The organism is Paenibacillus sabinae T27, assembly GCF_000612505.1.
In the GTDB taxonomy this organism is placed as follows: Bacteria; Bacillota; Bacilli; order Paenibacillales; family Paenibacillaceae; genus Paenibacillus_AQ; species Paenibacillus_AQ sabinae.
This window is the reverse complement of record NZ_CP004078.1, coordinates 520,867-533,808: the sequence shown is the minus strand read 5'-3', so window position 1 is coordinate 533,808 and position 12,942 is coordinate 520,867. Positions and strand designations below refer to the sequence as shown.

At 56.0% G+C, this 12,942-nt stretch carries 15 protein-coding genes; 5 read left to right on the top strand and 10 right to left on the bottom strand.

The annotated features are described in order from the left end of the window. Nucleotides 1–4: 4 nt before the first annotated feature. Nucleotides 5–2,344, bottom strand: coding sequence for a glycosyltransferase family 39 protein (locus PSAB_RS02515; RefSeq protein ID WP_051529701.1), 2,340 nt, complete (start codon nt 2,342–2,344; stop codon nt 5–7). A gap of 531 nt (nt 2,345–2,875) precedes the next feature. On the opposite strand from PSAB_RS02515, the gene PSAB_RS25665 reads away from it, so the two are divergent. Then, nucleotides 2,876–3,085: a hypothetical protein gene (locus PSAB_RS25665; protein WP_025333018.1), complete on the top strand. Its 210-nt coding sequence runs from the start codon at nt 2,876–2,878 to the stop codon at nt 3,083–3,085. Nucleotides 3,086–3,429: 344 nt separating this feature from the next. Here the strand turns inward: PSAB_RS25665 and PSAB_RS02505 are convergent, their stop codons facing one another. From PSAB_RS02505 to PSAB_RS02495, 3 genes are read right to left on the bottom strand one after another with little or no spacing between them, the layout of a single operon-like run. Further along, nucleotides 3,430–3,975 (bottom strand): DUF1697 domain-containing protein, encoded by a 546-nt coding sequence (locus PSAB_RS02505; RefSeq protein ID WP_025333017.1) that lies wholly within the window; start codon nt 3,973–3,975, stop codon nt 3,430–3,432. 24 nt (nt 3,976–3,999) lie between these two features. Further along, nucleotides 4,000–4,296: an antibiotic biosynthesis monooxygenase family protein gene (locus PSAB_RS02500; protein WP_025333016.1), complete on the bottom strand. Its 297-nt coding sequence runs from the start codon at nt 4,294–4,296 to the stop codon at nt 4,000–4,002. Between the two features lie 37 nt (nt 4,297–4,333). Continuing rightward, complete coding sequence (locus PSAB_RS02495; RefSeq protein WP_025333015.1) at nt 4,334–4,969, bottom strand: alpha/beta hydrolase; 636 nt, start codon at nt 4,967–4,969, stop codon at nt 4,334–4,336. A 213-nt stretch (nt 4,970–5,182) separates the two neighbouring features. Here PSAB_RS02495 and PSAB_RS02490 point away from each other — a divergent pair, with 213 nt between their 5' ends. After that, entirely contained in the window at nt 5,183–5,500 is a 318-nt protein-coding gene (locus tag PSAB_RS02490; RefSeq protein WP_025333014.1) for an MGMT family protein, read from the top strand. Here the strand turns inward: PSAB_RS02490 and PSAB_RS02485 are convergent. The 4 genes from PSAB_RS02485 to PSAB_RS02470 form a co-directional block, all read right to left on the bottom strand. Next, entirely contained in the window at nt 5,497–6,186 is a 690-nt protein-coding gene (locus PSAB_RS02485) for a DUF1361 domain-containing protein (RefSeq protein ID WP_025333013.1), read from the bottom strand. The genes PSAB_RS02490 and PSAB_RS02485 overlap by 4 nt on opposite strands. A 142-nt stretch (nt 6,187–6,328) precedes the next feature. Beyond that, on the bottom strand, nt 6,329–8,089 hold the full coding sequence (locus PSAB_RS02480) for a SulP family inorganic anion transporter (RefSeq protein ID WP_025333012.1): 1,761 nt from the start codon (nt 8,087–8,089) through the stop codon (nt 6,329–6,331). Between the two features lie 152 nt (nt 8,090–8,241). After that, entirely contained in the window at nt 8,242–8,568 is a 327-nt protein-coding gene (locus PSAB_RS02475) for an ArsR/SmtB family transcription factor (RefSeq protein WP_025333011.1), read from the bottom strand. Nucleotides 8,569–8,714: 146 nt separating this feature from the next. Beyond that, complete coding sequence (locus PSAB_RS02470) at nt 8,715–9,095, bottom strand: hypothetical protein (RefSeq protein ID WP_025333010.1); 381 nt, start codon at nt 9,093–9,095, stop codon at nt 8,715–8,717. A 163-nt stretch (nt 9,096–9,258) separates the two neighbouring features. Here PSAB_RS02470 and PSAB_RS02465 point away from each other — a divergent pair, with 163 nt between their 5' ends. Further along, nucleotides 9,259–10,038, top strand: a complete 780-nt coding sequence (locus PSAB_RS02465) for a carbon-nitrogen family hydrolase (protein ID WP_025333009.1) — start codon at nt 9,259–9,261, stop codon at nt 10,036–10,038. A gap of 190 nt (nt 10,039–10,228) precedes the next feature. Here PSAB_RS02465 and PSAB_RS02460 read toward each other — a convergent pair whose 3' ends face one another. Both PSAB_RS02460 and PSAB_RS02455 read right to left on the bottom strand, forming a co-directional pair. After that, on the bottom strand, nt 10,229–10,525 hold the full coding sequence (locus PSAB_RS02460; protein WP_025333008.1) for a putative quinol monooxygenase: 297 nt from the start codon (nt 10,523–10,525) through the stop codon (nt 10,229–10,231). A gap of 54 nt (nt 10,526–10,579) precedes the next feature. Beyond that, nucleotides 10,580–11,215: a nitroreductase family protein gene (locus PSAB_RS02455; RefSeq protein WP_025333007.1), complete on the bottom strand. Its 636-nt coding sequence runs from the start codon at nt 11,213–11,215 to the stop codon at nt 10,580–10,582. Between the two features lie 208 nt (nt 11,216–11,423). On the opposite strand from PSAB_RS02455, the gene PSAB_RS02450 reads away from it, so the two are divergent. Continuing rightward, nucleotides 11,424–11,972: a sigma-70 family RNA polymerase sigma factor gene (locus PSAB_RS02450; RefSeq protein WP_025333006.1), complete on the top strand. Its 549-nt coding sequence runs from the start codon at nt 11,424–11,426 to the stop codon at nt 11,970–11,972. Continuing rightward, complete coding sequence (locus PSAB_RS02445) at nt 11,947–12,930, top strand: DUF4179 domain-containing protein (RefSeq protein ID WP_025333005.1); 984 nt, start codon at nt 11,947–11,949, stop codon at nt 12,928–12,930. The genes PSAB_RS02450 and PSAB_RS02445 overlap by 26 nt, the downstream gene beginning before the upstream one ends. Nucleotides 12,931–12,942 lie beyond the last annotated feature (12 nt).

The window sequence follows — 12,942 nt, the reverse complement described above, 5'->3', positions numbered from 1 at the left end:
GCGGTCAGTTCAGGGTAACCTCGTAGAGCGTGCCGCTTGCTGTGCCGCCTGTACCCTGCCACTCCGAGGCCGGAATTTCCGTGCAGTTCTCGGTGATCCATGTCGTAAGGCTCGAGTTCCCCTCGCGTCCGCCGCCCATGCCGCCGCCGGAGACATAGAAGTATTTGACCTGGCCGCTCTTCACCAGCGCCGCAAGGCTGTCCGTCGTGTAGACCACATCTGAGCCGGAGAAGCCGTTGAGAATGACAACCTTGTTGCCTTCGATGATGTACGGGCCGCCCGTGCTGTAATTCATCGTGGCGAACAGATATTGCTCACCGGTGTTATGCTCTTTCAGATAGGCCACCAGCGATTCATCGACGCTCTCGCCGCCGTTCCGGTCGAACCCGAACTGGCCGCCGGCACTGCGGCTGTCCCCGGTGCCGTCACCGCTTGGGGTACCCGTTCCGTCCTGGGCATTAGCGCCGTCCGGGGTACCCGCTCCATCCGGGGCCGTTCCGCCGGGTGCGCCCTGGGCCTGGGCGACTGCGTTCATGCCCATGCCGTCTCTCATTCCGCCGCCCATGCCTTCGCGGCTGTCCGGCCCCGCTGCCGGGGTCATGCTGTTCAGGCCGTAGGCGATCGGCGTAAGCGACCAGTACAGCGGGCCGATCAGAAGCACGAGCAGTCCTGCGGCCGCCACGAACCGGGCGATCGGCTTTCCGCCGATCTTAGGGATCGCCAGGGCCGCCGCAAGAACAATGCCCGCGGCCAGCACGCCGATGGACCAGCCGGCCCCGATGGTCGCGTTATACGGATGCAGAATGTACCATTGGAATACTGCCGTTGCCAGCACCGCCGCCGGAAGCAGCCAGGAGAGCCAACCCGAATGGCCGCGGTACAGATCCCGCATTTTGACGTAGCCCACCCCGGCCAGCGCCGCGATCGGAGGACCCATCATAATGAGATAGTATTGGTGAAAGAAGCCCGCGATGCTGAAAAATCCCGCAACCGGCAGCAGCCACGCCAGCCAAAAAATAGCTTCTTTATGCTGCTGAGTGAAATGTCTTCTGCGAAGATTAGCGAAGATGGCGATGCAGCCAAAGAGGATGAAAGGAATCAGCCAACTGGCCTGTCCCGACAGCTCCAACTGGAACAGACGCAGCGGCCCCGCCGTGCCGGTATTGAACATCCCGCCGCCCATACCTCCGCGGCCATCCCCCATCTGACCGAACGCCCGCCGGCCGCCGTCATCCGTCCCATTCCCCGGGAATTGCCCGGCCATTCCTCTACCTTGACGGCCATCGTCCGCCGAGGTTCCGTCCTGCACGCCGGATGCGGGGCCTGCCCCTTGAGCGCCCGCGCCGTTCCCGTTCGGGTTCACCGAGGCGCCCGAGGTGCCGTCCTGCATACCGGACGCGGGGCCTGCCCCTTGAGCGCCCGTGCCGTTCCCGTTCGGGTTCACCGAGGCCCCTGAGGTTCCGTCCGTGCCGCCGTTCATTCCCGGCATGGCGCCGTTCCATGCAGGCATCTCGCCATTCATGCCGCGCGGGAAGCTTCCGCCGCCATTGTTGCGGTCGCCGGTCAGACGCGACACGCCGTTATAACCGAAGGCCAGCTTCATGACCGAGTTGGTCGTGCTGCTGCCGATAAAAGGGCGCTCACTCGCAGGAATCGAATCAACGATTACCGCCCAGGACACGGAGATGACCAGCATAACGGCGGTGCATGCCGCCAGGATGCCTGTTTTTTTCTTCCAATTAATCTTATAGGCCAGCCAATAAAAAAGATAGAAAGCCGGAACCACCATATATGCCTGCAGCATCTTCTCGTTGAACGCCACGCCGATTAAAGCGAACGCGGCGATCAGACTGCCAAAGTTGCCGCTTCTCGTGCCCCTGAACAAAAACCACGCCGCCAGCAGCAATGTGAACACCAGCATGGCATCAATATTATTCGTTCTGCTGACGGCCGCCGCCACCGGCGTGAGCGCCATCGCCAGAGCGCCGAACCGGGCCGCCGTTTTGCCAAAGGTGGGCTTTACAAGCAGGTAGATCAACAGGACCGAGCCCACTCCGGCCAGCGCCTGGGGAAGGATCACGCTCCAACCCTTAAGTCCGAGCACCCACGCGAACAGCGTCTGTATCCAGAACACAACCGGAGGCTTATCCACCGTCACCGATCCTGCCGAGTCCAGCGAGGCATAAAAGAAGTTATGCCAGCTCTGCAGCATACTCCCTACCGCGCTTGTATAGTACAAATTCACGTACTTGTCGTTCCAGATCCCGTAGCCGTACAAAAATGCCGCCAGCAGCAATATGGCCAAAAGAACGGGATCAGACCCCATTTTCCTGATAAATTTCATCTTTACCACTCTCCGTCCGCTCTTGTTTCTTCCGGCCCGCCGCAGGGCTTGCCGCTTCCTCTTCCGTAATGTATTATGGCACCCCTACCTTAACTCATAATGAATCCGGGCTGAATGTTTGCTGAAGGAACAGGTCGGCAGCCGGCAAGTCATACCACCTATCTTCGTGCAGAAAAAGGGTTGAGGGAACAGCTCATTAGTTCGTTTTGTCCGGTCGGCTTCTATCTGTGTGGTCTGCTTCGGTCTGTTCGGACCCCTGTGCGGTCTGTTCCGGGATAGGTAGATTAGGTAGATTAGATAGATTAGGCAGAGCAGGTAGATCAAGCAGATCAGGTAGAGCAGGTAGAGCAGACAGCTCAGGCAGAGGTAGATCAGGTAGAGCAGGTGGATCAGGCAGATCAGGTAGAGCAGGTAGAGCAGGTAGAGCAGGTAGAGCAGGTAGAGCAGGTAGAGCAGGTAGAGCAGGTAGAGCAGGCAGCAATTCCTGCAAATCTGCATGTTTCGCGATGAGTTTCGCCCAAGGAGAAAGAAATGGATGCCATTGTGCAGGTATTTTTGCTTGAACAGCCGCTATGGGGAGATTGGATGCCAAGTACCTGCGCATTTGCAGGAATTGAATCAGGGGGAGGGATTTACGAGAAAAAAAGATGCATAAACGACGGAATTCTTCGCAAACTCGCGCCGCTGCAGGCCGCTTTGGTATCGCCGCCTGTAGACTGGCTCTCCGAGGGCCTCCTTTGAAACTCTCACGGTAGACTGGCTCGCCGAAGGCCTCATTTGAAACACTGACGGTAGACTGCCTCACCGAAGGCTCCTCCGAAACGCCCTCGGTATACTGCCTCTCCGATGGCCTCCTTCGAAACGCTCATGGTAGACCGGTTCGCCGGAGGCTTTTCGGGTAGAAACGGCTGTCCCGCTTACCGCCGCTTCAAGGCATACGACTCATAATCAGCCTCGTAATCTCGTTGTATATCAAAGCAAATAAGCTGCCACCGGCAGCGTGCCGGAAGCAGCTTATTTCCCAATCCATACCCGGAGATCCGGGAAGTATTTAAGCAAAATCCCCCCGCTATTTTTTCTTCAAATCAACCTTCCGCTGCCATCACCGCAAGCTTGCTTACCGTGTTCCAGTTGCGGGACGTTGCGGACACGCCCATGATTTTTTCCAGAGGGACCTTGAACAGCGGGGAGTCGCTCACCTTGGTGCTGTAGAGAATGTACATCTCCTTGCCGATGACGCGCAGCTTGTCCTCTCCGTCCTCATAAGGCCCAAGCCGCGCCAGCGCTTCTTCCGTCAGCTCTCCGGCCAGAAATAAAACGTACAACCGCTTGAACTCCTCCGGTTCGGTCAGCTCGAACGGATTGTTCGCGATCACCGACTTCACCTCTTCCTCGGTGCGGATGATCACGGAGGCGTCGAAACCGAAGGTATCGCTGATGCCTTTTTCAATAGAACCCCTTATGGCCTCGGCATCCGCATCTCCGCCGTCCAGCACGATGTTGCCGCTCTGAATATACGTCTTTACGTTTTGAAAACCGAGCGACTGAAGCATTGTCTTCAAATCCTGCATTTTGACGATTTTATTCCCTCCGACGTTGATGCCGCGAATCAGGGCAATATATTTTCCCATAGGGCCGCCTCCTACTTCCTTCACTTATTCCAGACTGATGCGGGCAAAATGCTCCACTGCCGGAAACGGGCTGTAATAGTGATGCAGCAGCGCCTTCCACTCCGCATACTGCGGGGATTCCCTGAATCCGACCGTGTGATCTTCAAGATTCCGCCAGCGGACGAGCAGCAGGTATTTGTGATCGTCTTCCAGACATTGCTGCAACTCGTGGCCCAAATAGCCGTCTATGGAGGAAATGAGGGGCGAAGCCTTCCTGAAGCTGTCTTCGAACGCCTTCGTCATTCCCTGCTTGATGTGAAGCATAGCCGCTTCGAGTATCATGGTCATCCGCCTCTCTCTGCGTTTTTGTAACTTCTCCTCACGAGCCCAGCGCTCCGCGAAAAAATTCATGCACTAAATTATTAACGACAATAAGAACAGCCAAGGACTCGTTGACGCTGCCGACCTCCAGCGAATGATTCGCCTCGTCGATTCTATACAGAGACACATCCGTAAGCCCACGGATCCCAGCCGTGTCCTCTTCGCTGAACAGCGGATCGCCACCGCCGTAAATCACGGTCCCGCCCGTCCGCTTGATATACGGAATCGTCTCCGGCAGCGGCGTCAGATACAGGCAATCCAGCTGCACGGACGGATCGTAATCGGTAGCCAGTCTGCCCGCGATGACCGAGCCGATGCTTTTGCCGATGAACAGCAGCCGTTTGTACCCGGGGACCGCCGACAGCGCCTGCCCACACTCTTCCTCGATAATCCCCATTTCCTCACGCTTCAGATCGACCCGCGCGCTCTGGTAGCCATATTCCAGCAGCAGCAGATCGCAGCCGTACTCCAGCGCAGACTTGCCGGCATAATGCAGCAGCGGGAGTTCCGCCGGGTAGTTTCTCCCCGGAAACACGACAACCAGCGTGTCCGATTCCTGCGAGTAGTATTTATGTCTGACTTCCCTGCCCCAATGCGAAGGCAAAGTTATGTACTTCATGACCTTATCCGCCATTTTCCCGGCCGCCTCCTAAGAACGATTGATCGCGTAAAACCGGGCCTATCGCCCTGATGCTTCCTATTATACCTGTATTGAACAGGCGGTGGAAATCCGCAGGGCCTGCACGCCAAAAAATCGGCTCCCCTCACGGGCAGCCGATCATCCAGCAATTTATTCTTTTTTTGCTATAATTGAGGGACATCACCATGGCAGGAAGGAAGTACAAAAGTGAAGCCGTTTACCGAAAAAGCCATACGCATCATGCAGTCCATCCCCGAAGGAAGGGTCATGACATACGGAGGGGTCGCCGCCGCAGCGGGGAGCCCGCGGGGAGCGAGGCAGGTCGTGCGGATTCTGCATTCCATGAGCCGCAGCCACCAGCTTCCCTGGCACCGGATTATCAATGCCAAGGGAAGGATCTCTTTGGAGGACGGAGAAGCGGGCGAGCTTCAGCGGCTCTACCTTCTCGGCGAGGGCGTCGAGTTCGACGACCTCGGAACGATAGACCTGAAGCGGTTCGGCCACGACCCGGACCCGCTGGATTAGTTCCGCCACCGGAGGGTGTCCCTGCTTCCGCGCGCATTCAGCAGACTGTACAGCGTCGTGTAGATGACCAGCAGCACAAGGGCGATGAACAGGCTGAAAAAGACGGACTGCCGGTTCACACTGTCCAGCATCAACTGATACAACCGGTGCCTGTCGGTCAGCACATCCCAGCTGTTCAGGCGGTATACCCGACCCAGCAGCACCCCGTACCCTCCCAGCGCGCAGGCAACCAGCACGAACAGCCAGGACACCAGAAGGCCGCTTCTGCGCCAAATCACCGTCTGAAATTGATACAGCGAGAAAAATCCGGTCAGCCAAGCGGTCCAGGTGAACAACAGCAGCATGGCCAGATCATACCAGAACCGGCTCTGGACGACGCCGTCAACAATATAAATCCCGCTGCGAATCGTCAGATGAAGCAGATCAGTCATAATATATGGGGCATTTGGAAAAAAGACAAGCCAGGCCGCCCCAAGCGGAAACTGCAGCAGACTGCGTGAATTCCGCTTATATAAGGCATGCGCCGCCAGCGAGAACAGAAACGGCAGCCAGGCCAAGAACAGATTCCAGATCAGAAACTTGTAGAAGTCATCGGTCCGCAGCGAAACGATGCCATACACGGCAAGCGTTGCCAGAGTCAGACCGGCAAGCATCAGAAAGACCTTCGGATAATTCAGCTCCTTCATCGGTTTGCATTCTCCTTATCAGCGATAATGTATATTCCCCCATTGTATAAAAGAAGAAAGGCCCGCGTCCACCCAAAAAGGCCCAGGCGCTGTTCGCCCGGACCTTTTGTTGATGTATCTTCACATTGCCGCCGCCAATTAATCAGCGTACGGCTTCCGCCTTGGAGCGTGCCTTGAACCCAAGCCGGTTCTGCGCTTCCTCATAGCCGGACAAGGCGGCGCATTCGCGGAAGGCGGCATGACGGCAGCCGATGCACTGCTCCCTGGAGACGGTCCGGAGCGCTTCATTGATGGCCTCTCCCGTATGTTCGTAGAACCGGGAAGCGCCGATCCGCTCGTAGAGTCCGGTCTTGCGCAGCAGCTCAAGCGGCTGGGGCTGGATGCAGGAGATGAGCAGCTTGCCGCCCGAACTCTCCAAATGCCTAACAAGCCCCGCCAGATTGCTCTCGCCGGTCGTATCCATCAGCGGCACCTTGCTCATCCGCAGGAGAACTACTCTCGGCTGATCCGGCCCGGCGCCGGGCATCGTGTTCTCAAAACGGTACGCCGCCCCGAAGAACAGCGGGCCTTCCACGTTGTATATGCCGATCTGCGGGCAGTCATGCTCCTCGGAAACCATGTGCGGCCCCACTTTGACCGACTCCGGATCGGGCAGCACCTTGGAGACCAGATGCACCTCGCCCATCCGTTTCACGAACAGGATAACGGCGAGCACCAGCCCCACTTCCACGGCGGCCGTCAGATCGGCGAAGACCGTGAGCAGAAAGGTGATCAGCAGCACCAGCGAATCTCCCGTCTTCGTCTTGAGCAATCGAAGAAAAGCTTTCCGTTCGCTCATGTTCCAGGCGACCACCATCAGAATCGGTGACATTGCCGCCAGCGGAATGCTTGAAGCATATGGAGCGAACAGCAGCAGAATCAGGAATACGACGGCGCCGTGAATCACGCCGGACACCGGGGAAGCGGCCCCGCTCTTGATATTGGTCGCCGTCCGGGCAATCGCGCCGGTCGCCGGAATTCCGCCGAACAGCGGCACCGCGATGTTGGCGATGCCCTGGCCGATCAGCTCCCGGTTGCTGTCATGCCGGGTGCCGCTCATCCCGTCGGCCACGACGGCCGACAGCAGAGACTCAATTGCGCCCAGCATCGCGATCAGGAACGCGGGCCGCAGCAGTGACCCGATCCGCTCCCAGGTAATCTCAGGGAAGCGGAAGCTCGGCAGCGTGTTCGGGATGTCTCCGTAAGCCGAGCCGATTGTCGCGACCTTGCCGCTGAACAGCAGTGCCGCCACCACGCTGGCAGCGATCAGGCCGATCAGCGAGCCTGGAACCCGGGGCGCGAACCGGGCCGTCAGCAGGATAACCGCCAGGCAGATTGCGGCGGTCAGTAGGCTGTACGGATTCATCGTCCAGAGATGAAGGCCGATTTCGTGCATGTTGTCCACAAATCTCTCATGCCGCTCAATCCCCTTCAGACCGAGGAAGCTCGCGATTTGTCCAGTAAAAATGATGACGGCGATCCCAGCGGTAAATCCGATCGTCACGGGCTTCGGAATGAATTTGATGAGGACGCCGAGCCGGAGCGCGCCCATCAGGACAAGAATGATGCCGGCCATCATGCCCGCTATAAGCAGATTCTCGTAGCCGTACTTCGCCCCGATGGCGAACAGAATCGGGATAAAAGCGCCTGTCGGGCCTCCGATCTGAAATCTTGATCCGCCGAGCAGCGAAATGAGAATGCCTGCAACAATCGTCGTGTAAATGCCGTATTCCGGCTTGACGCCCGATGCAATAGCAAAAGCCATTCCAAGAGGAATGGCAATAACACCGACAATCATGCCGGAAACAAGGTCTTTTCGCAGAGAACTCAAGCTGTAGTCCTGAAATCGGCTCCATCCGATCATGTCATAACCTTCTTTTCTTTGAATATCTGATTATTTGAATATATAGGACACATTACTCCTGTATTTTTTTGTTGTCAATGCTAAAAATAAGCGCCCGGCAGCAATACCGCCTGAAGACGCTATCCCGTTCACCTTGCCGGAAACCGCAGCATTTATTCGCTGCGGATCTCCTCAAGCAGGGAAATGGCGTTGACCAGATGATTATCGAAAATCTGCTTGGCCACGGCCAGCAAGTCCTTGATCAGCGGATCACGGAGCGAATAGATGACCGAGGTGCCATCCTTCACGCTGTTCACCACATTCTTCGCCCGCAGAACAGCGAGCTGCTGCGATACGGCGGAGCCCTCCGAACCGAGAATCGCCTGCATCTCGTTGACGTTCTTCTCCCCTTCGCTCAGCAGCTCCAGTATGCGGATGCGCATCGGATGAGCCAGCGCCTTGAAAAACTCGCTTTTAAATTGTTGAATATCACTGTTCATATTGCTTACGCTCCTCACAGCTTCTTTCAATCTTCGCTTCAAGCATAACGTCCGTTATATAAGCATACCCATGGAAGCCACCCCGCACAACCCCGCCGCCTGCGGACGCCGCATCGCCGGACTTCGAAATGGCTTCCCCTTCTGCGCTAGTAAACGGCTGGATAAATGCGCAAGATCCCGGCCGTAAGCTCCACCGTGCCGCCAATCGCCATAGGCTCGCCGAGGCATTCGAACATAATGAGCGACTCTCCGAGCCGCATATAGGCCGTTCCGTCCTCCTCGATATCCTCCAGCGTTCCGGTCAGAACGTTCTTGTCCCCTTGAGTCGAGATCGCGGGCGGCTGCCCGGGCGCCGGGACGAGGTCGACCCATTTGATAAAGAGCTCGGGAAGCTCAAGCTCGGCCTCGTATTCCGCTCCGCCAACAAAGGGAGAAGCGCCGAGCCATTGCCCCTTGCCCTCGCCATAGGCCGTGGAGAAATAGATTTCACCATAGCGCTCTGCGGCGCGGATTATCGTTATTTTCATGTCGGCCCCCTCTTTCCTTCTGTTATCTCCTCTTTTTTTACCTTCCGTCAGCCGGTTTTGTCAATATCGCGCGACTTTAGTGAAAAGACTTCCAAGGGACAGCGGTATTGCCTTGGCCCCCGAGGGAACGTATAGTGCTATACATAAGGAGGTGCACCGCCCAATGAAAGTTTCCCTGCTTCAGCTCGACATCGCTTTCGGCCAGCCGGAGGCCAACTACGCCACGGCGGAGCGCGTTATCCGCCTTGCAGCGGCCGGTAAGCCGGACTGTCTGCTGCTGCCCGAGCTGTGGACGACCGGCTACGATTTGACGCGGCTCGGCGAAATGGCCGATCCCGAAGGAAAAGAGGCACTCACGTTTATCGGCGGCCTGGCCAAAGAATACGGCATCAACATTGTCGCCGGCTCCACCGCCTGGCAGCGCGCGGACGGGACAACGAACACCATGTTTGCCGTAAACCGCGAAGGCCAGCCTGTCCTCGAATACAGCAAGCTGCATCTGTTCCGTCTGATGGATGAGCATCTGTATCTCCAGCCCGGCGCATCCAAAGGGCTGTTCGATCTTGACGGGATTTCCTCCGCCGGTGTCATCTGCTACGATATCCGGTTCCCGGAGTGGATTCGCGCCCATATGACTGCCGGGGCCGAGGTGCTGTTCGCCGCCGCCGAATGGCCGCTGCCGCGCCTTGCCCACTGGCGCGCGCTGCTCGTCAGCCGGGCGATCGAGAACCAATGCTATGTGGTTGCCTGCAACCGGGCGGGCTCCGATCCCGCCAATGTTTTTGCCGGACATTCGATGATTATCGATCCGTGGGGAGAAATCCTCTGCGAAGCGGGCGAAGGAGAAGAAATTATAACCGGCGAGCTGGATCTTTCCAAAGTGCGGGAAGCCAGGCGTCAAATCCCGGTATTCGCCGACCGGAGACCCGAGCTGTACACCTGATGGAGCGGCCCTTCTTCTCCAGCCCATAACAAAGAAACGACATCCCGCCTACAAAGGCAATGCCGTTTCCGCTATACATTCTTCCATGAAAAAACGGCTGCAAAAAACGGCTGCCCCGCCCTTAAGGTACGGTGCAGCCGTTTCTTTTTGGATAAGCCGAACGCTTCGTAAAGCCCTTCGCGGCCGCTTGTTACACGTTTGTTTCTTCGGCGTTATATAACTTCACTTCCAGCGGCGCCGACAGGAATTCTCCCGCTTTGCCTGCAAAGGACGTGAAATGGCTGGTTGCGTTATGGAACTTTACAGCCTCGGAATCACGCCAGGCTTCAACCATAATGAACACATTCTTTTGCTCCGATTGCTCGTACAGGTCGTAGTAGATGTTGCCCTCTTCAGCTTGGCTTTCCGCGATCAGCGGCTTAACCTCGGCTAAGAAGCCTTCTCTTTTTTCCGGATTGACGTAGAACTTAGCATGAATAATGATCATAATTTCGATTTCCCTCCTTGTCGTGTTCCTCTATATTTTACTCTCCGAATCTAGTTATTTCCATTCTGCGATTCTTTCGACCGGCAGCCGGACCGAAGTGTAGCCCTCCTCCGCAGCTTTCCCGATCGAGAGCAGCATAACGGGCGCATAGCGTTCCTTATCCATGCCGAAGACTTCGGAGACCTTGTCCTTTTCATAGCCGCCGATTGCATTCGTATCATAGCCGTGAGCGCGGGCGACCAGCATCAGCTGCATTGTGACCAGACCGGCGTCAATCAGCACATTTTCTTTGTTGACCTGCGGCGGCAGGGTAGCGAAATACTTGGTCAGCCCGGCGATCTGTCTTTCCTTCACATCGGCCGGCATCCAGCCGCGCTCTACGGCGGTGCCGTAAATCTCTTCGGCATAGTCGAAGCTGTTCAGGTCCGCGAAAATGGCGATCACCGCCGCGGAAGTCTCCACCTGCACCTTGTTGAACATGGCGAGCGGGGCCAAGGTCGCTTTTCCCTCCGGACTTTCGATCACGAGAAAACGCCAGGGCTGCATGTTGACCGAAGAAGGCGCAAGCGTCGCTTCCTCCAGAATTTGCGTCATTTCCTCTTTGCTGATTTTTACGGCAGGGTCATATTTGCGAATGGAGCGCCGCCCGGCAACAATCTCGGTAAAATCTTTGTTAAGCGTTTTGTTCATCAGTAGTTCTCTCCTTTTTATAAAAAAATCCAAATTCTCTGCGTTCAATCTCGGAAGCTCTTCTCCTATATAAATTGCAATAGAATCATTTTTATATGATTTATATTACAAGCCGTTCCTTCACCTGCGGGCGATGATGTAAAAAGAAAGAAGCTGAAACGTTTTTTGGGCCCGAAATCTCTAATTAAGGAGAAAAGGAGGCGGGGTAATGAGTACAACGGCAGATTTGGTCCCTCGCGCCATGCGCGGCGATCCGGATGCGTTTCAGGCGCTCATTCATGCAGAAAAAGAAAAGCTCTACAGAATGGCCTATGTGTACATGAGAAACGAGACGGATGCGCTGGAGGTTTTTCAGGAGACCGTGTATAAGGCGTTCAAGTCGATATCCTCGCTGCAGGACAGCCGTTATTTTTCCACCTGGCTCACGCGGATTCTGATTAATACAGCTATTTCTTCCTTGAAAAAAAACCGCAAGATTACCGCCATGAGTCCGGAAGCGCTTGAACATATCGGGGATTCGTATCAGCTTCAGCTGGAGGATCAGCTTGATCTTCTTGAGGCCATGGAGACGCTTGAGGAGAAATACAAGACGGTGCTGCTGCTTCGCTACTACAAGGATTACTCGGTCAAACAGATTTCCGAAATGCTGGACTGCCCGGAAGGAACGGTCAAGACGAATATTCACCGGGGCCTATCGATTTTGCGAAAAAAGCTGAAAGGAGCCGCTGGCGATGATCCAAGAAATTCATTCCTTTAAACAAGAAATCGACACGATTCCGGTACCCCACGACAAGCTGGACGCCATCATTACGAAGACGGTTCAGGAAGCCGGTGCAGGCAAGAGAACGAAGATACTTAGAAAAATAGGGTATACAGCGGGGGCGGCGGCGGTTGCTTGCGGTCTTCTGCTCGGTTCGGCGGCCTTGTCTCCCGCAATGGCAAGCATTGTGTCCCAAATTCCGGTCATTGGCTCGGTGTTCAGCCAGATCGGGGACAGCGGCTTGAAGAACGTCAGCGAGTACGGATTAACTTCAGCGGTTGGCATAACCAAGGTATCCGGCGGCGACTCGATTACGATCAATGAGGTGTTCTACGACGGGACGCGTTTAAGTATCGGATACTCGCTGGAGACGGAGAAGCCGATGGGAGAGGAATATATCATTATGAGAAACGAGTTTACCGTCAACGGAACGCCAGCGAATTTCTCGACGGGGGGAAATCTAACCGAAATTACCCCGACCTATCATACGGGGATTTTGGAAGTCGACTCACCGGCGGATTTGCCGGACCGGTTCAAGCTTGGACTGACTCTCAGCACGGAGGACAGACAGAAAAAGTGGAACTTCGCCATACCTGTGGCCAAGCAGCCCGGCACCAAGCTCATCGCGATCGGCCATAAGCAGAAATCCGGCGGCGTTGAACTGACGGTATCCGATCTGGTGATTGGACCAGCGGGTATGCGGCTTACCTATAGCGCGGTGTCCGAGGACCAAGATTCGGTCGACTATATAACCGTCGGTGCGACGGATGAATCAGGGCATAGGCTTGGTTCCCACTTCGGCGGAACCAGCAGTCAATTCCGGGATGGCAAATATTATTCCACCGGCACCGAGCTGTTCGATCCGCTTCCACCCGGAACAAAAACCTTAACTTTCACTCCTCATCATGCGTCGGGAAAAATCAAATTTGACAGCTTCACAGTCACCCTGCCTTAGGCTTCGTATGAA